Here is an 18,861-nt window from a genome sequence, read left to right on the forward strand (position 1 = left end):
CTCGTAAATCCGTTCACGAGCCACTTCAAACCGGCCTTAAGGCGATCGACGCGCTAGTGCCGATCGGTCGCGGACAGCGCGAGCTCATCATCGGCGACCGCCAAACAGGAAAAACCACCGTTGCTGTTGATACCATCATCAATCAAAAGGGCCAAGACGTCATCTGCATATATGTAGCAATCGGTCAGAAACAATCCACCGTCGCACAAGTCGTTAAAAAGCTTGAAGAATACGGCGCGATGGATTATACGATCGTAGTTGCAGCCGGTGCTAGCGAGGCAGCCGCGCTTCAGTATTTGGCTCCGTATTCGGGCTGCACCATGGGTGAGTATTTCAGAGATAATTCCCGCCACGCGCTTATCATATATGATGATTTAAGCAAGCATGCGGTCGCATATCGCGAGATGTCGCTTATCTTGCGCCGTCCGCCAGGACGTGAGGCGTATCCTGGCGACGTATTTTATCTACACTCCCGTTTGCTTGAGCGTGCTAGTAAGCTAAGCGACGCACTCGGCGCAGGCAGCCTAACGGCGCTTCCTATTATCGAGACGCAAGCAGGTGATGTTTCGGCATATATCCCTACAAACGTCATCTCTATCACCGACGGTCAAATTTTCCTAGAATCTGGTCTATTTAACTCGGGAATTCGTCCTGCGATCAACGTAGGCCTTTCGGTTAGCCGCGTCGGCGGTTCCGCGCAGATTAAAGCGATCAAAAAGGTCTCAGGAACCTTGCGCCTAGATCTTGCCCAGTACCGTGAGCTTCAGGCGTTTGCGCAGTTTGCGAGCGATTTGGACGAGAGCAGCCGTAAGCAGCTGGATCGCGGACAAAGAATGGTTGAAATTTTAAAGCAACCTCCTTACTCGCCGCTTCCGGTCGAAAATCAAGTGGTCATCATCTTCGCGGGAAGCCGCGGATTTTTGGATGACATACCTGCAAGCTCGATCGGTAAATTTGAAGCCGAGCTCTATCCGTATATTGAGGCGAAATATCCTGAAATTTTTGAAGAGATCAGAAGCAAAAAGACCATCGAGAAGGATTTGGAAGAAAATTTAATCAAGGCTCTAAATGACTTTAAAGCGACCTTTGCCGCTTAAAAGGGCTAAATTATGGCAAATTTAAAAGATATAAAGCTACAGATCAAGAGCGTTAAAAATACGGAGAAGACCACCAAAGCTATGAAGCTGGTCTCCAACGTCAAGCTCAAAAACACCAAAGAGGCGGCGATGCGCTCGCGAGCTTATGCGGTGAAGATTAACGAGGTCTTAGGTGAAATTTCTGCGCGCGTTAAAAACTACGTAGGTAATAATTCAGGCAACGACGAAAAACTTAGAATTTTTGATACCACTCGAGAGGTAAAGGTGGTTGATCTGCTGTTTATCACCGCAGATAAAGGACTTTGTGGCGGTTTTAATATCAATACCATCAAAAAGATCAAAGCTTTGATCGAGGAGCTTAAAGCTAAAAAGATCAAGGTTCGCCTTCGTGCCGTCGGCAAAAAGGGGATAGAGTATTTTGATTTTCAAGGCATTGAGCTTTTGGAGCGATATATCGGCGTGAGCTCATCTCCATCGTCCGAGAAAGCTAACGAAATCGTGCAAGCCGCGGTTAAGGATTTTAACGAAGGTAAAACTGACGAAGTTATACTTATCCATAACGGCTATTTGAATATGATTACCCAAGAGATGCGGGTAAATACGTTGGTGCCAATCGGTGAGCCTGCGATTAATGAGGACGCTTTAAAAACATCTACATTGGAAGTAGAGGTTGAAAGTCCTGAGGATGAAGAAACATTGATGTTAAATTTAATCCAGAGCTATCTTAGCTACAGCATGTATTACGCGCTGATCGACTCTTTGGCCGCGGAGCACTGCTCGAGAATGAACGCTATGGAGAATGCGACAAATAACGCCAAAGAACGCGTATCGCAGTTAAATTTAGCATACAACAAAGCCAGACAAGGCTCTATCACGACTGAGCTTATCGAGATCATAAGCGGCGTCGAATCAATGAAATGAAAGGAAAACGGATGAAAGGAATAATTTCTCAGGTAATGGGTCCCGTGGTCGATGTCGATTTCAAGGACTACTTGCCGAAGATTAATGAAGCTATCGAGGTTAAATTTGATGTCGAAGGCGCTCATCGCAGGCTGATCCTAGAGGTAGCTGCACACCTTGGAGACAATCGCGTCCGCACGATCGCTATGGATATGAGCGATGGACTGAGGCGAGGACTTGAGGCTACGGCTCTTGGCGCGCCTATTACGGTGCCAGTGGGCGAGAAGGTTTTGGGCAGAATTTTTAATGTCACGGGCGATCTGATCGACGAAGGCGAGGATGAAAAATTTGAAACCCGCTGGTCGATCCACAGAGATCCGCCTAGCTTTGAAAATCAAAGCACGAAGAGTGAAATTTTTGAAACCGGCATTAAGGTAGTCGATCTGCTAGCCCCTTACGCGAAGGGCGGCAAGGTAGGCTTATTCGGCGGTGCTGGCGTCGGCAAGACCGTCATCATCATGGAGTTAATCCACAACGTCGCTTTCAAACATAGCGGCTACTCCGTATTTGCGGGTGTCGGCGAGCGAACGAGAGAGGGAAACGACCTTTATAACGAGATGAAAGAATCGGGAGTTCTGGATAAGGTCGCCTTGACCTACGGTCAGATGAACGAGCCGCCGGGGGCGAGAAATCGCATCGCGCTAACCGGTCTTACGATGGCCGAGTATTTCCGCGACGAGCTTGGGCTTGACGTTTTGATGTTTATTGACAATATCTTCCGCTTCTCGCAGTCGGGTTCGGAGATGTCTGCGCTTTTAGGACGAATTCCATCTGCGGTCGGCTATCAGCCTACGCTTGCTAGCGAAATGGGTAAATTACAAGAGCGCATTACTTCTACTAAGAAGGGTTCTATCACCTCCGTTCAGGCCGTTTATGTGCCTGCGGACGACCTTACCGACCCGGCTCCTGCGACCGTTTTCGCGCACCTTGATGCGACGACCGTTTTAAACAGAGCGATCGCTGAGAAAGGAATTTATCCTGCCGTCGATCCGCTTGATTCGACCTCAAGAATGCTTGATCCGCAAATTATCGGCGAGGAGCATTACAAGGTCGCTCGCGGCGTCCAGGCAGTGCTTCAAAAATACAAAGATTTGCAAGACATTATCGCGATTTTGGGTATGGACGAGCTTAGCGAAGAGGATAAACTCGTAGTCGAGCGCGCTAGAAAGATCGAGCGCTACCTATCTCAGCCGTTTTTCGTCGCCGAGGTATTTACCGGAAGCCCCGGCAAATATATCTCGCTAGAGGAGACTATCGCCGGATTTAAGGGAATTTTAGAGGGCAAATACGACGATCTGCCGGAAAATGCCTTTTACATGGTAGGAAATATCGACGAGGTAGTGGCAAAAGCTGAAAAGATGAAAGCATAGGAATTTTAAGATGAAAGAATTTTTGCTTTTAGATATCGTTACGCCCGAAGGAATGGTCTTTTCGGGCGAAGTTAAATCAGTCCAGCTGCCAGGTATTACCGGCGAGCTAGGCGTTTTGCCCGGGCATGCGAGCCTACTAACGGGACTTAAAGACAAAAGCGAAGGCGGAGTCGTCGAGATCGTGGATAGAGATGGCAAAAAGCAGCTTGTTTTGGTAAATGACGGATTCTTGGAAGTCGATGAAGAAAAAACCACTATCTTAGCTACTCAAGCCGTAGCTATCGGCGGCGATAGCGAGAATGCGGTCGCGAAGTCTTTGCAGCGAGCCAAAGATCTGCTTGCATCAATAAGCTCGGATGCGGCAAATTCTGCGGCGATTATGGCTAGAGTAGACGAATTCGCAAGGCAAAGTTAAGTATGTTAGATCTAATTTTAAGTTATTTTACGAGAAGCACGTTTATTACGATATTTGTGCTTTCTTGGTTATCCATCTATTTTATCGTCACTTTTACGATTTTGATCTCCAGATTTGTAGGGCTTAGTGCGTGGCAACACCGCGAAGCAAAGGCACTCGAATCCTTGCTGATGGGCGGTAGGATTTCGCTTTCGGGCTCTATTTTTCAAAAAGTAAATACCGATAAAATTTCAAAAGAAGCCTTGGAAATTTATAAAGGCAAGGCCGAACGCGACTCCACTAGCGGACTTACTTGGCTATCTATCGTCGCCTCTACTTCGCCGTTTATTGGGCTATTCGGTACGGTTGTTAGCATACTTCACACATTTTCCAAGCTCGGCGGTGGAAATTCAGGCATCGATACTATCGCTCCTGCGATCAGCGAGGCGCTAGTTGCCACAGGATGTGGAATTTTTGTAGCGATCCCCGCATACACCTTCAGCTTACTTATAAAACGCAAAGCATACGAAGTTATGAGTATTATAAATCGTACAGCGGATATTTTGCTATTTAAAGCAAACACTGGAAAAGCTATTTAATGTATAATTTCGACGAAAATCCAGAGTTAAATATCACTCCGCTCGTCGATATTATGCTTGTTTTGCTAGCGATTTTAATGGTCGCGCAAACGGCGATTATCTACGATGAAAAGATCGAACTGCCTAGTGGCTCAAAAGCACAGGTTTCGGAAAATACCGCGGAATTCTTGCTTGTGCGTATCGGCGAAGATCGCAAGGTTTATATCGACAAAAGCTCGATGAGCCTAACTGAATTCCCGGATAATCTCGTACTGCTTAAAGGCACCGGCAAGTATAGCTTGGAAAAGCCTGTCTATATCCAAGCCGATAAAAGACTCGTTTACGACGATGTAATGTTTGTTTTAAAAAGCCTAAAGCAGGCGGGTTTTACAAAAGTCGCACTTCAAACAAATGGCTAATTATTCAAATTTTACGGGGGTTAAATACGATAATTTTAAATCGTTTTTAATCGCCCTTTTTGCCTATCTACTGGTGATTTTTGTTCTTTTATATCAAATTTCAAAGCCGCAGGAAAAATTTAAAAAATATACTGACAATCCCAACGATTATATGGATGTTACTTTTGATTTCGAAATAGATGATAAACTTCCGTCCGCGCCTGAAATCGCTAAAGAAACAAAGCAAGGCGAGTTTGACAATAAGAATGTGAAGGACGTGCCGGAGGATAAAATTAAGACTACGGCGCAAGTAGTTCCGCCACCTCCGGTGCAGGCAAAGCCGAAAGAGCCCGAAAAGCCGAAGGAAGAGCCGAAGCCGGAACCTAAAAAGGACGAGCCTAAAGCTGAGCCCAAAAAAGAAGAGCCCAAGCCTGAGCCTAAGTTGGAAGATAAACCTTCCGAAAAAGTAGTAGAGAAAAAAGAGGAAGCTAAGCCGGAGCCGAAAAAAGAGGAAAAACCGAGCTTGAGCGATCTTTTTTCGGATACGACTAAGGACAATAAGAAGCTTGAGGAGAGCGCTAAAGCTAGCGACGCTGTTCAGAGTAACAAAAAGTCCGATAAAGAAACCGCCACCTCTAGTGCTAAGGATAAAGCGGCATCTAAAAATGCTGTGGTCAAATCCGATAAGCTTGGCGGCAGGACGCAAAGGACGGGCGAGTATAACGCTTATTACGGTGCTATCGAGAAGAAGCTTCAAGTTCTATGGAGCAGATATGTGGCGACCGCGAAGGACGACGCAAGGATTAAGATAGTCTTTAGCGCAGATGGGCGAGTAGCGGATTATACTATTATAGAGCTGGGGCGAGAGACGGAATTTAACCAGAAGTTGCGAGATTTTTTAGATAATCTATCGACTCAGAGTTTCCCGAAATCTCCCGACGGAGCGTCGCACGAGATTGATACTAGGATGTCCGACGTAATGAAGACAAATTAGAATTTGTAAGGAGAAAAAGTGAAGAAACTTTTTTGTATTTTTGCCTTTTGCTGTATGCTTTTTGCAGAAGATGTGGATTCTGCTAAAAATTCTACCTCTTCAAATTTAAACATCGAAATTCAAAATTCCTATAAAATAAAATTTATTATAATGATGTTAAAAAGCAGCTGGGTTATTTGTGGCAGTCGCAAAAAATAACCCCTGCTGAAGGCAGTGTGCTACTCAACGTAAATTTAAGTGCTGGTGGGGAAGTTATTGATTATAGCACAGATTATTTGGAGGGGGATGAAATATTCCGCAAAAAACTTAAGAACTTTTTGGTGAGGCTTTCGAAACAACGCTTTGCAAAAGCGCCAGACAACAAGCCTCGTAAATTTGGGATTTTTTTAAAATATAATGTTAAATCAGATCAAATTAAGGAGAAAAGATGAAAAAACTGCTTATGATTCTTGCATTTTGTAGTAGCATTTTCGCAGCAGATGCGACTATGTCTATCGTAAACGAAGGGGTAAATCTACCTAAAATCGTCGTTCAAGATGCATCGAACCTTGCAAATTCAGAATTTGGCAACAAATTCTTTAAACTTATGGTGGGTGATCTAAAGGTCGGCGCGACTTTTGAAGTCAGCGACGAGTATCTACAAAGCAGCTATGATGCGGGCGCTTCCGATAATCTAGGCTCTAGCGGCGCCGCTCTGATCGTGCGCTACGCGGTAAGTGATAAAAGCTCGCCGATGAGCCTAAAAGCCAAAGTACTTGAGGCGAACAGCGGCAGGGTGATGTACGAGAAGAGCTTTACGCTTTCAAATGCCGAAAAGTATCCGTTTTTAGCACACATGGCGGTATCTGAGATCGTCAAGCAGTTAGGCTACTCAAATGTCGATTGGATGAAGGAGATGATTTTGCTCTCTCGCTACACTTCGACGCGCGAGAGCGAGATTATGGTGGCTGATTATACGCTTACCTATCAGCAGGTGGTGCTTCGTGGCGGATTAAATATCTTCCCTAAATGGGCAAGCGCAGCGCAGAACGAATTTTATTATACCTACTATGTCAATAAAAATACGCCCGCTATCTATAAATTTAATCTATCCAACGGTAGCAAGAGTAAAATTTTTACCGGTCATGGCATGACGATAGCTTCAGATGTAAGCGCCGACGGCAGAAAGCTTCTAATCACCAATGCGCCTAAAGATCAACCCGATATTTATTTATATGATATAGCCTCGGGCAGCGCTAAGCAAATTACCGATTACGCTGGCATTGATGTAAATGGAAATTTTATCGACGGCGATTCGCGCGTGGCTTTTGTGAGCGATCGTCTGGGTTATCCAAACGTATTCGCCACTAGCATAAATGGCGGCAACGTTCAGCAGCTCGTCTATCACGGCAAAAATAATAACTCCATCAGCACAAATGGCAATTACGTTACTTACTCTAGTCGCGACGGCGGGGGCGGATTTAATATATATTTAATCTCAACTCAAACCGATATGATTCGCCAGTTAACGGCTAGCGGCAAAAATATGTTTCCTAGATTTTCTAGCGATGGCGGCAGCATTATGTTTATCAAGCAAGACGGCGGCGGAAGCTCGGTAGGTATTATCAGAGTTAACGAGAATAAAAGTTTCCAATTTCCGTTAAGAGTGGGTAAAATTCAATCGGTTGATTGGTAAAATATTAAAAAATCTCGTGATATAATGACTTCAATTTTTTTTGAAAGGATAGAAAATGAAACATTTAGTTTTATCTTCGATAGCAGTTGCTGCTCTATTATTGAGCGGTTGTTCTAAAAAGACCCCAGAGGCCGATACTACAAGCACAAGTGATGCAGATAGACTAGCTGCTTTGGCATCTCAGATCCAAAGTGAAGTTGGCACTGTTTATTTCGACTTTGATAAATTTAATATTAGAGCCGATCAACAAGGCACAATCAATAATAACGCAGCTCTATTCAATCAGGCAGGCGCAGAGTCCCTAACTGTTAAAGTTGAGGGTAACTGCGATGAGTGGGGTTCTGATGAGTACAACTATGCTCTTGGTCTAAAGAGAGCTACTGCAGCTAAAGACGCATTGGTTGCTCAAGGCGTAAATGAGAGCAGAATTTCCGTAGTAAGCTACGGCGAGAGCAATATGGCTTGCACAGAACATTCTAAAGAGTGCGACGCTCAAAACAGACGCGACGAATTCAAAGTTGGATTCTAATTTGAAATTTAAAAATTTCACGGTGGCGGCTCTTTTGGGAGCTGCCACTTTTTTAAATGCAGAAACTTCTGCATTTGATGCTGGCAATATTGATTCAGGCAGCTCTTACGGACTAACTGAAAACGAGCAGGTATTGCGCGATAACCGCAAGCGTATAAGCGAAATGCAAACTAGTGTAGATAATACACGCGAGAGTGTCGAAGGTTTGCGAAGCGTCCTTGAAGGAACAAATTCTAAAATTTCGAACCTGGAAAACAGGGTGGCGGATCTAGAAATTCGCGCTACCGGCAAAAGCCAAGGCAACAGCGAGCTAGATCAGATGAAACGAGATATCGCAACTATAAAAGCCCAAATCGCTGAAATCAATAAAAAATTAGGTAGCGGCGGCAGCGTAAAAAAAAACGCTGAATTAGACGCAGGTGCTGCCTCAACCCCCGCTAGTACAAAATCAGATTCCGATTTTAAATCAAAAGATCAGGCTTCGGTGTTGAAAGAGGCCGACACTTTATATGCCAAAAAAGACTATTCCGGCGCAAAAGAGCGCTACAATTATTTAGTATCTAAAAATTACAAGCCCGCTAAGGCAAATTACATGCTGGGCGAAATTTCATATTTCTCCGGCTCATACGCAGAAGCGATAAACTATTATAAAAAGAGCATCTCGCACAACGAGAGCCAAGACTACACCCCAAAGCTACTCTATCACACCGCGATCAGCTTCGATAAGATCGGCGATAAAGACAGCGCAAATAAATTCTACAAAGCGTTAAAGGCTTCATACCCGGACTCTAAAGAAGCTAAAGCCGCGCCCACTAGATAACCTAAATTTAAATACAAACTCAAAAATAAAATTTTAAATAGGAGAAAACTATGGCTAACAACCGAGTTATAAAGATGCATTATGAGCTAAAAGACGGCAAAACCGGCGAAATTTTAGAATCAAATTTAAACTCCGACCCGATCGCCTTTCTTAGCGGTAAGGATCAAATCATCCAAAAGCTGGAAGATGAAATTTTAAATCTACAAGCGGGCGAGAGTAAAACTGTTCTCATAAGCCCGGGCGACGGGGTCGGCGAGTATAGAGAGGATGCCGTGCAGATCCTGCCTAAAGAGCAGTTTGCGGGCATCGATCTGGCGGTGGGCATGGAGCTTTTCGGTCAGGCGGAGGACGGCGCGACTACCCGCGTGAGCGTTAAAGCTATTGGCGAGCAGGACGTCACCATCGACTTTAACCATCCATTCGCGGGCAAGGAGCTGGAATTTAACGTAAAAATCGTCGAGAACCGAGAAGCGACGGCGGACGAAATTCTTACCGGCCAGCCGGAGGGTGCTCACAGCTGCGGCTGCGGACATAATCATCACGAGGGGCACGAGTGCTGCGGCGGACACGGACACGATCACGCAGAGGATCACGAGTGTTGCGGAGGTCATGGGCATGCAGACGGCCATGAATGCTGCGGAGGTCACGAACACGAAAAAGATCACGAGTGCTGCGGCGGGCACCACCACGAACATTAGGATTTTTTATGAAATTTGCTTTTATCTTCCCCGGACAGGGCTGCCAAAGCGTAGGCATGGGCATGGAGTTTTACGAGAGCTCCGATCCTGCGCGCGCGCTTTTGGATGAGGCTTCAGACTTTACGGGCATCGATTTTAAAAATTTACTATTTGAGCCTAACGACAAGCTCGACGTTTCGGAATTTACGCAGCCTGCGATTGCATTAAATTCCATGATGGCGCTTGCGGCGCTACAAGAAAGGCTGGATCAAGAAAAGCTTAGCATCGCTCCGCAGTTTTTACTCGGACACTCACTGGGCGAGTTTAGCGCGCTAAGCGCTGCGGGAGGAATAGAGCCGAAGCAGATGCTAAAGCTAGTAAATATTCGCGGCAGGCTTATGCAGAGCGCCTGCGAGGGCAAAGGTGCCGGAATGATGGTGATCTTGGCTCTTGCCGACGAGGCGGTTGAAAAAATTTGCGCGGATGCGACGAGCGCAGGCAAGCAGGTTTGGGCGGCGAATTATAACTGCGACGGGCAGATCGTAGTCGCTGGCAAAAAAGATGATCTCGCAGCGCTTGAAGGCGAGTTTAAAGCCGCGGGCGCAAAGCGCGCAATGCTACTTAATATGAGCGTCGCGAGCCACTGCCCGATGCTAGGGAGTGCTAGCGACGAGCTTTTGGAATTTTTGCGCCCCGCGTTAAAAGAGAGCTTTGCCCCCGTCGTCGCTAATGCCACAGCGCGCGCATACACGACGAAATCCGAAGCGCTAGAGCTGCTGAAAGCCCAGCTTATTGGCCCTGTGCTTTACAAGCAAAGTATCAAAAATTATGAGGGTGAGGCGGACTGCTTCGTCGAGTTCGGCGCGACGGTTTTAAAAGGGATAAACAAAAAGATCACGCAAAAGCCGACTTTCAGCATCACGGATCTTGCGAGCCTAGACGAGTTTCTAAAATTTGCAAAGGAGAATGGATGAAAGTTGCGATCTTAGGCGCCATGCCCGAAGAGATCGAGCCGCTGCTGTCCGCGCTGCGCGAGCGGGGTGTAAGCGTGGAAGCTGTGGAGCACGCGAATAATAAATTCTACGCCGCTAAGTTTAACGGCCACGATCTCGTGATCGCGTATTCGAAGATCGGCAAGGTAAATTCCGCCCTGACCGCTACGGTTATGATCGAGAGATTCGGCGCGCGCGCGCTCATTTTTACGGGTGTCGCGGGGGCTTTGAAGCGCGGCATCAAAATCGGCGAAATTTTATACGCTACCTCGCTCGTGCAGCACGATCTGGACATCACGGCGTTTGGACATCCGTACGGATTCGTGCCAGGAAGTAAAATTTCGGTCCAAACCGACGCGAGGCTAAATTCTATCGCGCAAAGCGTCGCCGAGCAGCTTGGCATCACGCTAAAATCGGGCGTCATCGCTAGCGGCGATCAGTTCGTGGGCGATGAGGAGCGTAAGAGCTGGATCGAGCGGACGTTTGACGCGAGCGCGGTCGAGATGGAGGGAGCGAGCGTAGCGCAGGTGTGCGACGCGCTGGGCGTGCCGTTTTGCGTGCTGCGCGCGATAAGCGACGAGGCGGGACACAAAGCGGAGTTCGATTTTGACGAGTTTATGGTAAAAAGCGCGCAAACGAGCGCAAATTTCGTCCTAAAAATGATCGAAAGGTTATGATAAACCTCTCCAAAAAACTACTTCGCCGCGTCGGACAAACCAACGCCAAATACAAGATGTTCGAGCGCGGCGATAAAATTTTACTAGCTCTTAGCGGCGGCAAAGACAGCATGAGTCTGGCGCACGTGCTGAAGCACTTCCAAAGCGTAAGCCCGCTAGATTGGGAGTTTCGAGCCGTTACCGTCACCTACGGCATCGGCGAGGATCTGCGCGAGATAAGCGCCCATTTTAAAGAGCACGAGATTTCCTACGAGATAATCGATACTAAAATTTTTGAATTCGGCAAGGAAAAGATCCGCGCAAACACCACGTTTTGCAGCTTTTGCTCGCGTATGAGGCGCGGATACATCTACTCCTACGCGCTTGAGCACGGCTTTAATAAGATCGCCATCGCCCACCACCTCGACGACGCTGCGGAGAGCTTTTTTATGAATTTCACCTTTAACGGCGCGCTTCGCACTCTAGCTCCGCGCTATGTCGCCGAAAACGGGCTTGTGATCATCCGCCCGTTCATTCTCACGCGCGAGCGCCAAATCGCCGCCTGTGCTAGAGATAACGAGCTTCCGATAATGCGCGAGGAGGAGGTTTGCCCCGCGAGGCAATACGGCGGCAAGGAACCCACCGCGCGTGCCGCTACGAAGGAGCTTTTGGCGCAGTACGAAAAGACCCATCCGAGGTTTTTTATCAGCCTGCAAGCCGCCTTTGCCAACATCCACGAAGATACCTTTTTCGAGCCTAAATTTTAAAATTTTAAGCGGTTTGCATTCCCTCGCTCAGACGAATTCAAAGCGCGCAGTTCTTGCGATAACATGAGTTTCGTACGCCTAGTTCGATTTTTTGGCTTGAATGAACCTGACGACGCACGCAGAGCAATTATTTTCCCCTGTGCTCGAACAAGCCGCGAACCGCAGCGCGAGCATTAGCCCCACCGCATCTAAGTTGTAACGTGAGCGATTACGCCTCTGCGTCCGACTGCGTGTTATAGTGATTGTACTTCTGCGTCCGAGCCGCGTGTGCGAGTGATTGCACTCTTGTGTCCAAGAAACCGTACGCACGAGTGATTGCGCTCCTGCATCCGAAGCTGTGCGCACGATTGGTTACGCCCTCTGCGCTCGAGAAGCTACGAGCGATAGTAGGTCGTGCGTTGCTTGTATCTGTTTTTGCGAAACAACCGCGACTGTTTTTGGCGCCGCACCTTTCTGTTATATTCAGACGCCACCCGTACTCAAGCGAGCTTAACGGGTGAGCGTTAAGAGGCTTGCAAAGCTCGCGCGAAAGATAGTTGTAAAAATTTTATTCCGAAAAGTATTTTTGAAATTTTACTTCACAAAATTTTAAAATTCTAACCAGACTAAATTTTAAAATTTTAATGAAGTCCGATTCAAAACTCCGACGAAGCCGAATTATGAAATTTTACCCCGCAAAATTTTAAAATTTTATCGGCAGGCTATAGTTTGAAGCACATTTGCAGATCCGATCGCCGTGCGCCGTAAATTTAGACCGCCCGCTCCGTTAAAGATAGTTTTAGAAATTTATTCCGCAAAATGTTTCAAAAATTTTACTTCACAAAATTTCAAAATTTTAACGAAGCCGAATTCAAAATTCCGGCGGAGCCAAATTTTAAAATTTCAACATAACCGAATTTCAAAATTTAGTAAAGCCGAATTCTGAAATTTTATCGTAGCCAAATTTCTGCTCTCGTTTCATAAACGTTACCTTTTGAAATTTATCCGCTCGCACCGGGTTAAATTTCACGCCGCTTTAAAGCTACTCAAAACCTCCGTTGTCGCGCGCGTAGATTAAATTTTAAAATTTCGCGCATGCCGCGGTACTTCTCAAATTTACACACCGCGAAATTTTAACCGATTTTCGCTCCGAAATTTATGCCGCATTAACCGCCGCGGATATATAATAGTGAATGTCATATTTCACAAAGGAGTAAGCATGGCTACAATCCAACCAAGCTATAAGCTTTTCATCGACGGCGAGTTTGTGGGTGCCGAAGGCGGCGCGAGCCTAGATGTTTTTAATCCCGCTACCGGCGAGAAAATTTCAAAGATCGCAGATGCTAGCAAGGCGGACGTCGATAAAGCGGTCGCCGCAGCCCGCAAGGCGTTTGAGAGCTTCCGCCGCACTAGCGTTTATGAGCGCAGCGCGCTGCTAAATAAGATCGCCGACGTCCTAGAGCAAAACGCCGAGTTCATCGCCACCGTAGAGACTATCGACAACGGCAAGCCGATCCGCGAGACGCGCGCGGTCGACGTAGCGTGGTCGATCGAGCATTTCCGCTATTTTGCGGGCGTGATTTTGGGCGAGGAGGGCAGCGCCAATATGCTAAAAGAGCGCTATCTATCCGTCGTCTTGCGCGAGCCGATCGGCGTAGTAGGACAGATCGTGCCGTGGAATTTCCCGTTTTTGATGGGCGCGTGGAAGCTCGCTCCGTTACTTGCCGCGGGCGATACATGCGTGTTTAAGCCAAGCTCCGAAACCAGTCTTAGCATTTTGGAGTTTATCCGCCTAATCGCGCCGCTGCTTCCAAAGGGCGTCATCAACGTCGTAACCGGCAAGGGAAGCAAAGCAGGCGAGTTCGTCCGCACTCACAAAGGGCTCGATAAGCTTGCATTCACCGGCTCTACCGAGGTCGGCAGAGGCATCGCGCTAGCCGCGGCGCAAAAGATCATCCCCGCTACGCTTGAGCTTGGCGGCAAGAGTGCAAATATCATCTTTGATGATTGCGACTTCGACGTTGCGATCGACGGCGTGCAACTGGGTATCCTTTTCAACCAAGGCCAGGTCTGCTGCGCGGGAAGTAGAATTTTTGTGCAGGAGGGCATTTACGATAAATTCGTACCGGCGCTCGTGGAGAAATTTAAGCGCATCAAGGTGGGCGATCCGCTCGATCCGAACACCCAGATGGGATGCCAGATCAACAAAAAGCAAGCCGATAAAATTTTAGAGTACGTAAAAATCGGCGTAGAAGAGGGCGCTAAGATCGCCGTGGGCGGCAAGCGACATAGCGCGGGAGAGGCTTTCGTCGAGCCTACGCTACTCGTGGACGTGCGCAACGACATGCGCGTGGCGCAGGAGGAGATCTTCGGTCCTGTGGGCGTCGTGATTAAATTTAAAGATCAAGACGAGCTCGTCCGCATGGCGAACGACAGCCTCTACGGACTAGGCGGCGCCGTATTTACGCGCGATATCGCAAAGGCGCTCACGGTCGCACGCCTGCTTGAGACGGGTCGCGTGTGGGTCAATACCTACAACCAGATCCACGCCGGCGCGCCGTTTGGCGGCTACAAAGAATCGGGCATCGGTCGCGAAACGCACAAGATGATCCTGGATCACTACACCCAGACCAAAAACATCTACATCGACACGATCTCCAAACCGAGCGGCTTTTACGAGCAGTAAGGCTTAGCGCGGTATCTCGGGCTACGTTTCGGGTGGTTTGCGCCGCCCGAAATTTTATTCTGCTTGACTCGATTGAGTATTTAATTTTAAGATTAATATAGGCTCATCATTTGGTGGTAAATTTTTATTTGCCAACCTTATGCCTTTATAAACATTTATCGTGATTTTAACATTTGGCATGTCTGTAACCTTTGAAAAATTATTTAAGAGCAACTTTATATCATCATCTCTAGTGCCATAAATGTTTACTATGCTCTCATATCTATCGGTAATTTTTCCACAAGACCAAGAACCGCCTAGATGATTTAAATCTCTTATTCCTTCAAATATTATTTCTTCTGCTTTGTCGTTATACTGATTCCGACATTCCCTACCGTCGCAGCCGAATAATATAAATGCGGTGACTATCAAAAAGAAACACTTTGTAAATTTCAGCATTTCATTTTCCTTAATTTGATTTTGTATCTAATTTTACGGTTAATATATTCTTGCTAAATGGTGGCGGAGTTTTGCTGCCCCATTTCCAATATCTCTCATAAACCGATATAGTAATTTTGACATTTGGAATTTGTGCCGCTTCTGCTACATTCTTTAATAAAGTTTCTAAATCATCGTTGCTAGGTCCGTAAAAATTTATGAAGTATTCATAGTTGTCAATAGAACCGCATGTCCAATCTCTATTTTCCTTATCCTTTAAATTATCGGTTATAATAGAAAACGCCTTATTATTGTATTCGTTGCGACATTCATTACCGTCGCAGCCGAATAGAACAATCGCAAAAAATATTGCAACAAGAAATTTCATGGCGAAATTAAAAAATCCGCCTGTTTTCATAGTTTGATAACTACGATAGCAACCCATTTTCGCTCCTCAGATAAAATCCCTGTATTCGATATTTTTATCACTCATTAAAATTTTTAATTTTTCAAAATCCTCTTTTGTTATATAGCTTAAAGGCAAAATAATTGAGCTTAGATTAAATACGATATTTGCCAAATTAAATTTTAGTTTTAGGCAAAGTGTTTCGCCTCCCGGCAGATATGCAAATGTAGCAATATATTTAATCTCATCATATTTTAGAATCCTTTGCCAAAATATATATATCTTACTATCACTTTATCATCGTAGCATGCAATAAATTTAAAGCAATTCGGAATAACCGTCGTATAAAAAAGACCGATTAGCGTTATCCAGCCTACGATAGGCGCATAAGGCTTGTCAAGCATTATAAAAACAATGGCGAGATAAAATTGCAAAATTTTAACTACCGCATAAAAAGGCCCGTAAAAACGCCTAGCCCTTTTTATGATTAGTAGCGGCTCGCCCGGTTTCGTATCGTTCATTTGAAATTCCTTGATTTTTCAAAATTTAATAAACAAATATTTTTAATATTAATGCAAAAAGTCCCAAATAAATGCAAAAATAGGCAATAAATGAGATTACGCAATAAAATACACCTACGAATTTGTGTGCAAAACCTAAATTTTCTTTGGTTTCTTTCACAGACTCAATCAATACATTAAAATCAAAAAAATGCTTTATATAATTACCCTTTGCATAAACGCTATTGAGCAAAATCACGCCAAGTAGCAGAAGCATAAACCAGCCTCTAGCCAGATCATAATAAATGCCCATTTGCCCTCCGTTTATATAAAATATTCAGGCGAATTTTAACTTCACTACGCTTACGCAGCGTTTAAATTTAATCTTGCCAGCGGCTACGGCTAAATTTTAAATTTTCAAACTTGCCGTTTAAAGAGCCATCATCTGCGGGAGTGCGCGCAGGCGGGCGCATGCAATAAATAAACTCGCGCTGTTTTATCGCGGGCCCCGTTCGCATTGGGTCGCGCCAAAGCCCCAAAGCTCATGCGATTGCTAATTTTGCTATCGAGCCGTACGCAAGCCCGCAGCCAAACTCGCGCGGCGAAAATCTAAATTTACGCTATAATCTTGCAAAGCGGAGCGTAGAACTCCTGCTGCGCGTGTGCGGCGAAATTTAAACAAAGGCCCGCAAATTCGGGTTTCTTATCTTTTGCGCGGCTGCGGCGTAACGCTAAATTTAACGGAGGGAGCATGGATAAGGAGCGGTATATTTTTGAGAAATTTAGATCGAAGCTCAACGGCGATGATTGCGCCGTGATCGGCGAGCGAGCGTATTGCAAGGACCTTTTCGTCGAGGGCGTGCACTTTCGCCGCGGCTGGCTGAGCCTGCGCGAGATCGGCGCAAAGGCGATGCTTGTAAACATCTCGGATATGATCGCGACGAATGCGCGCGCCAAATACGCCCTGCTGGGGCTTGCGCTGCCGCGCGAGATCGACGCGCGCGAGATTGACGAGCTGTGCGCGGGCGTGAGCGAAACGGCGCGCGAGTGGGGCATACGGATCATCGGCGGCGACACGATCGGCTCGGATCGCATCGCGCTTAGCGTGAGCCTGATCGGCAAGTGTAAGCACCCCGTGTTTCGCAGCGGCGCGCGCGTGGGCGATCTCATCGCGCATACGGGCGAGCTAGGCAGCGTCGGGCGCGATCTGGCGGTGCTTTTAAGAGATGAAATTTCGCCCGCTAACTCGCAGACGCAAAACCGAAACGATAAAATTTCGTCGGTGCAAGGCTCAAGCGATGAGTCGCAGGGTCTGAACGCCGAGGCTTCGGCGACACAAAATCCTGGCGATGAGGTGCGAAGCCCGGACGATAAAATTTTACCTGCGCATGCTAAGTTACAGAGCCTGGGCGCTGAAACTTCGGCAATGCAAATTTTGGACCTTGAGCCGCAAAGTCTGGACGATAAAATTTTACCTGCGTATGTCAAACCGCAGAGCCTGAACGCCGAAATTTCGGCGCAAAATTCCGTGTCACGAAGCGGAGAGGATCGCAAGAGCCCTATGTCGCAAAGCCTCGCATGCAAAAATTCTACGTCGCAAAGCTCTGCAGGCGAAAATCCTGTGCCGGGTAGCGGCTCATATCGCTTGCGCGAGGATCTGCGCGCAAAAATTTCAAAGAATTCGCGCTTCGTTAGGCCCATTTTGCGCGATAAGTTTTTTTACAAGGCGGCGAAGTTCATCAGCGCGGCGATGGACATTAGCGATGGGCTTGCGCAGGACTTGCCCCGCCTGCTGGAGGCTAGCGGCGTAGGTGCGCGCTGGATCGCCCGCCCTAGCGAGGCTGCGTTGCAAAGCGGCGAGGAGTACGAGATTTTGTTCAGCTTCGCGCCGAAGTTTTTGCCTAAAATCTACGCGATTGCCGCTAAGGCGGGCGTTTCGATCAATATCATCGCCGAGGTTTGCCCGCGCACGCCGCAAAGCTCGATGGAATTTCGTGGCAGCTCGCACCACTTCGCGCCTTGAAATTTGCCGCGACCGTTTTAAATTTTAAGGCGCGTGGCATGGAATTTGAAATTTCGCGGAGCCACGAAATTTTGTGGAGGCGTAGAATTTTATGAAGCCGAGGAATTTGGAATTTGAAATTTCGCCCCTTCACGTAGCCTACACGCAAGCTCGCTATCATACCGCTACACAATTTACAAAGGAGCCGTATGAGGGAGATCGTAAAAAAATTTGTCGCAGGCGACGCGGATATTATATTCGCCAGACTTTCCGTTATCATCGTGCTTGCCGTGATGGGCAACTACAAGTGGTTTGAGTTTGAGGTGGAGGCTTTAAAGCCGCTCTTTTCGCAGACGTGGCTTTCGTTTTTGCCGTCAGCGCTTGGGGATGCCGGCGCGAGCTATTTTTTGGGCGTGGTGGAGACCGTGGGCTATCTCTCGCTCATCGCGGGCTTTTTCAAGCCGAAGGCGGGCATCGTGGGCAATCTCATCGTGATCGTCATGGCGCTGAGCACGCTCAGCCTACTGCCGCAGCTAGGTAAGATCGACGGCTTTATCTTTAAAGACCTTTTCTTGCTAGGCCTTGGCTTGGTGCTGCTAAAATACGACCTGGCGCGCCTTTGCCGCGGAGAAAAAAGCTGCGATTGAGCCGTCAAAACATATTGGCGTCGGTTCCGACGCAACACTAAATGATCGCGTATGGCGAGCTTGAGGCTTTTAATTTGAAGCCTGCTTTGCTAGCGGTTGCGTGCTTGAGCTTGCTTGCGTAGTGCCGTTTAAGATACGGCCGCGCGCTAAAATTTTATGACGTGTGGTTGAAATTTATCGAGCTGCAGTAATTAAATTTTGCCAACGCTCAAACCCAAATTTATAAAATTTAAATCGACCTATCAGATTGTGCCAAAAATTAAACCACGTTAAATTTGACGGCGAAAGCTTAATCCTAAGCTCAAAGCATTAGATTT

At 46.9% G+C, this 18,861-nt stretch carries 23 protein-coding genes; 19 read left to right on the forward strand and 4 right to left on the reverse strand.

Features of this window, described 5'->3' with window-relative positions; translation table 11 throughout:
- The 17 genes from atpA to Q0600_RS00410 form a co-directional block, all read left to right on the forward strand.
- Positions 1–1,097, forward strand: a 1,097-nt coding sequence (gene atpA / locus Q0600_RS00330) for a F0F1 ATP synthase subunit alpha (RefSeq protein WP_298755539.1), incomplete at its 5' end; no start/stop codon positions are given.
- Positions 1,098–1,109: 12 nt separating this feature from the next.
- On the forward strand, positions 1,110–2,018 hold the full coding sequence (gene atpG / locus Q0600_RS00335; protein ID WP_297924711.1) for an ATP synthase F1 subunit gamma: 909 nt from the start codon (positions 1,110–1,112) through the stop codon (positions 2,016–2,018).
- Positions 2,019–2,029: 11 nt separating this feature from the next.
- Positions 2,030–3,427: a F0F1 ATP synthase subunit beta gene (gene atpD, locus Q0600_RS00340; protein ID WP_295151010.1), complete on the forward strand. Its 1,398-nt coding sequence runs from the start codon at positions 2,030–2,032 to the stop codon at positions 3,425–3,427.
- Between the two features lie 10 nt (positions 3,428–3,437).
- Complete coding sequence (gene atpC, locus Q0600_RS00345) at positions 3,438–3,842, forward strand: ATP synthase F1 subunit epsilon (RefSeq protein WP_298755542.1); 405 nt, start codon at positions 3,438–3,440, stop codon at positions 3,840–3,842.
- Positions 3,843–3,844: 2 nt separating this feature from the next.
- On the forward strand, positions 3,845–4,420 hold the full coding sequence (locus tag Q0600_RS00350; RefSeq protein WP_177389416.1) for a MotA/TolQ/ExbB proton channel family protein: 576 nt from the start codon (positions 3,845–3,847) through the stop codon (positions 4,418–4,420).
- Positions 4,420–4,818 carry a biopolymer transporter ExbD gene (locus tag Q0600_RS00355; protein WP_298755545.1) on the forward strand — a complete coding sequence of 133 codons (399 nt, stop codon included), beginning with the start codon at positions 4,420–4,422 and terminating at the stop codon, positions 4,816–4,818. The genes Q0600_RS00350 and Q0600_RS00355 overlap by 1 nt, the downstream gene beginning before the upstream one ends.
- Positions 4,811–5,791, forward strand: a complete 981-nt coding sequence (locus Q0600_RS00360; protein ID WP_297900617.1) for a TonB C-terminal domain-containing protein — start codon at positions 4,811–4,813, stop codon at positions 5,789–5,791. The genes Q0600_RS00355 and Q0600_RS00360 overlap by 8 nt, the downstream gene beginning before the upstream one ends.
- Before the next feature lie 18 nt (positions 5,792–5,809).
- A complete protein-coding gene (locus Q0600_RS00365; RefSeq protein WP_298755549.1) occupies positions 5,810–5,989 on the forward strand; it encodes a hypothetical protein in 180 nt (59 codons plus the stop codon).
- The gene (locus Q0600_RS00370; protein ID WP_298755552.1) at positions 5,968–6,222 is read left to right on the forward strand and encodes a hypothetical protein; all 255 of its coding nucleotides are present in this window, start codon (positions 5,968–5,970) and stop codon (positions 6,220–6,222) included. Before Q0600_RS00365 ends, Q0600_RS00370 begins: the two co-directional genes overlap by 22 nt.
- Positions 6,219–7,466: a Tol-Pal system protein TolB gene (gene tolB, locus Q0600_RS00375; RefSeq protein ID WP_298755555.1), complete on the forward strand. Its 1,248-nt coding sequence runs from the start codon at positions 6,219–6,221 to the stop codon at positions 7,464–7,466. The genes Q0600_RS00370 and tolB overlap by 4 nt, the downstream gene beginning before the upstream one ends.
- 55 nt (positions 7,467–7,521) lie before the next feature.
- Positions 7,522–7,995: an OmpA family protein gene (locus Q0600_RS00380; RefSeq protein ID WP_177389412.1), complete on the forward strand. Its 474-nt coding sequence runs from the start codon at positions 7,522–7,524 to the stop codon at positions 7,993–7,995.
- Between the two features lies 1 nt (position 7,996).
- A complete protein-coding gene (locus Q0600_RS00385; protein ID WP_298755558.1) occupies positions 7,997–8,815 on the forward strand; it encodes a tetratricopeptide repeat protein in 819 nt (272 codons plus the stop codon).
- Positions 8,816–8,865: 50 nt separating this feature from the next.
- Complete coding sequence (locus Q0600_RS00390) at positions 8,866–9,513, forward strand: FKBP-type peptidyl-prolyl cis-trans isomerase (RefSeq protein ID WP_298755561.1); 648 nt, start codon at positions 8,866–8,868, stop codon at positions 9,511–9,513.
- Positions 9,514–9,521: 8 nt separating this feature from the next.
- On the forward strand, positions 9,522–10,466 hold the full coding sequence (gene fabD / locus Q0600_RS00395) for an ACP S-malonyltransferase (RefSeq protein ID WP_297915111.1): 945 nt from the start codon (positions 9,522–9,524) through the stop codon (positions 10,464–10,466).
- On the forward strand, positions 10,463–11,161 hold the full coding sequence (locus tag Q0600_RS00400; RefSeq protein WP_298755564.1) for a 5'-methylthioadenosine/adenosylhomocysteine nucleosidase: 699 nt from the start codon (positions 10,463–10,465) through the stop codon (positions 11,159–11,161). Before fabD ends, Q0600_RS00400 begins: the two co-directional genes overlap by 4 nt.
- On the forward strand, positions 11,158–11,907 hold the full coding sequence (locus tag Q0600_RS00405) for an ATP-binding protein (RefSeq protein WP_298755567.1): 750 nt from the start codon (positions 11,158–11,160) through the stop codon (positions 11,905–11,907). Before Q0600_RS00400 ends, Q0600_RS00405 begins: the two co-directional genes overlap by 4 nt.
- Before the next feature lie 1,198 nt (positions 11,908–13,105).
- Positions 13,106–14,572, forward strand: coding sequence for an aldehyde dehydrogenase family protein (locus Q0600_RS00410; protein WP_298755570.1), 1,467 nt, complete (start codon positions 13,106–13,108; stop codon positions 14,570–14,572).
- A gap of 54 nt (positions 14,573–14,626) precedes the next feature.
- Here Q0600_RS00410 and Q0600_RS00415 read toward each other — a convergent pair whose 3' ends face one another.
- From Q0600_RS00415 to Q0600_RS00430, 4 genes are all read right to left on the reverse strand, one after another.
- Positions 14,627–15,010 carry a hypothetical protein gene (locus Q0600_RS00415; RefSeq protein WP_298755572.1) on the reverse strand — a complete coding sequence of 128 codons (384 nt, stop codon included), beginning with the start codon at positions 15,008–15,010 and terminating at the stop codon, positions 14,627–14,629.
- Between the two features lie 10 nt (positions 15,011–15,020).
- Positions 15,021–15,434 carry a hypothetical protein gene (locus tag Q0600_RS00420; RefSeq protein ID WP_298755575.1) on the reverse strand — a complete coding sequence of 138 codons (414 nt, stop codon included), beginning with the start codon at positions 15,432–15,434 and terminating at the stop codon, positions 15,021–15,023.
- Positions 15,435–15,649: 215 nt separating this feature from the next.
- Positions 15,650–15,916 carry a hypothetical protein gene (locus tag Q0600_RS00425; RefSeq protein ID WP_298755578.1) on the reverse strand — a complete coding sequence of 89 codons (267 nt, stop codon included), beginning with the start codon at positions 15,914–15,916 and terminating at the stop codon, positions 15,650–15,652.
- 25 nt (positions 15,917–15,941) lie between these two features.
- Positions 15,942–16,208 (reverse strand): hypothetical protein, encoded by a 267-nt coding sequence (locus tag Q0600_RS00430; RefSeq protein ID WP_298755580.1) that lies wholly within the window; start codon positions 16,206–16,208, stop codon positions 15,942–15,944.
- Between the two features lie 438 nt (positions 16,209–16,646).
- Between Q0600_RS00430 and Q0600_RS00435 the strand changes: the two genes are divergently transcribed.
- Positions 16,647–17,918 (forward strand): thiamine-phosphate kinase, encoded by a 1,272-nt coding sequence (locus Q0600_RS00435; RefSeq protein ID WP_298755582.1) that lies wholly within the window; start codon positions 16,647–16,649, stop codon positions 17,916–17,918.
- A gap of 188 nt (positions 17,919–18,106) precedes the next feature.
- A complete protein-coding gene (locus Q0600_RS00440) occupies positions 18,107–18,544 on the forward strand; it encodes a DUF417 family protein (RefSeq protein ID WP_298755583.1) in 438 nt (145 codons plus the stop codon).
- Positions 18,545–18,861: the final 317 nt, after the last annotated feature.

Source organism: uncultured Campylobacter sp. (genome assembly GCF_938041645.1).
Classification (GTDB): domain Bacteria; phylum Campylobacterota; class Campylobacteria; order Campylobacterales; family Campylobacteraceae; genus Campylobacter_B.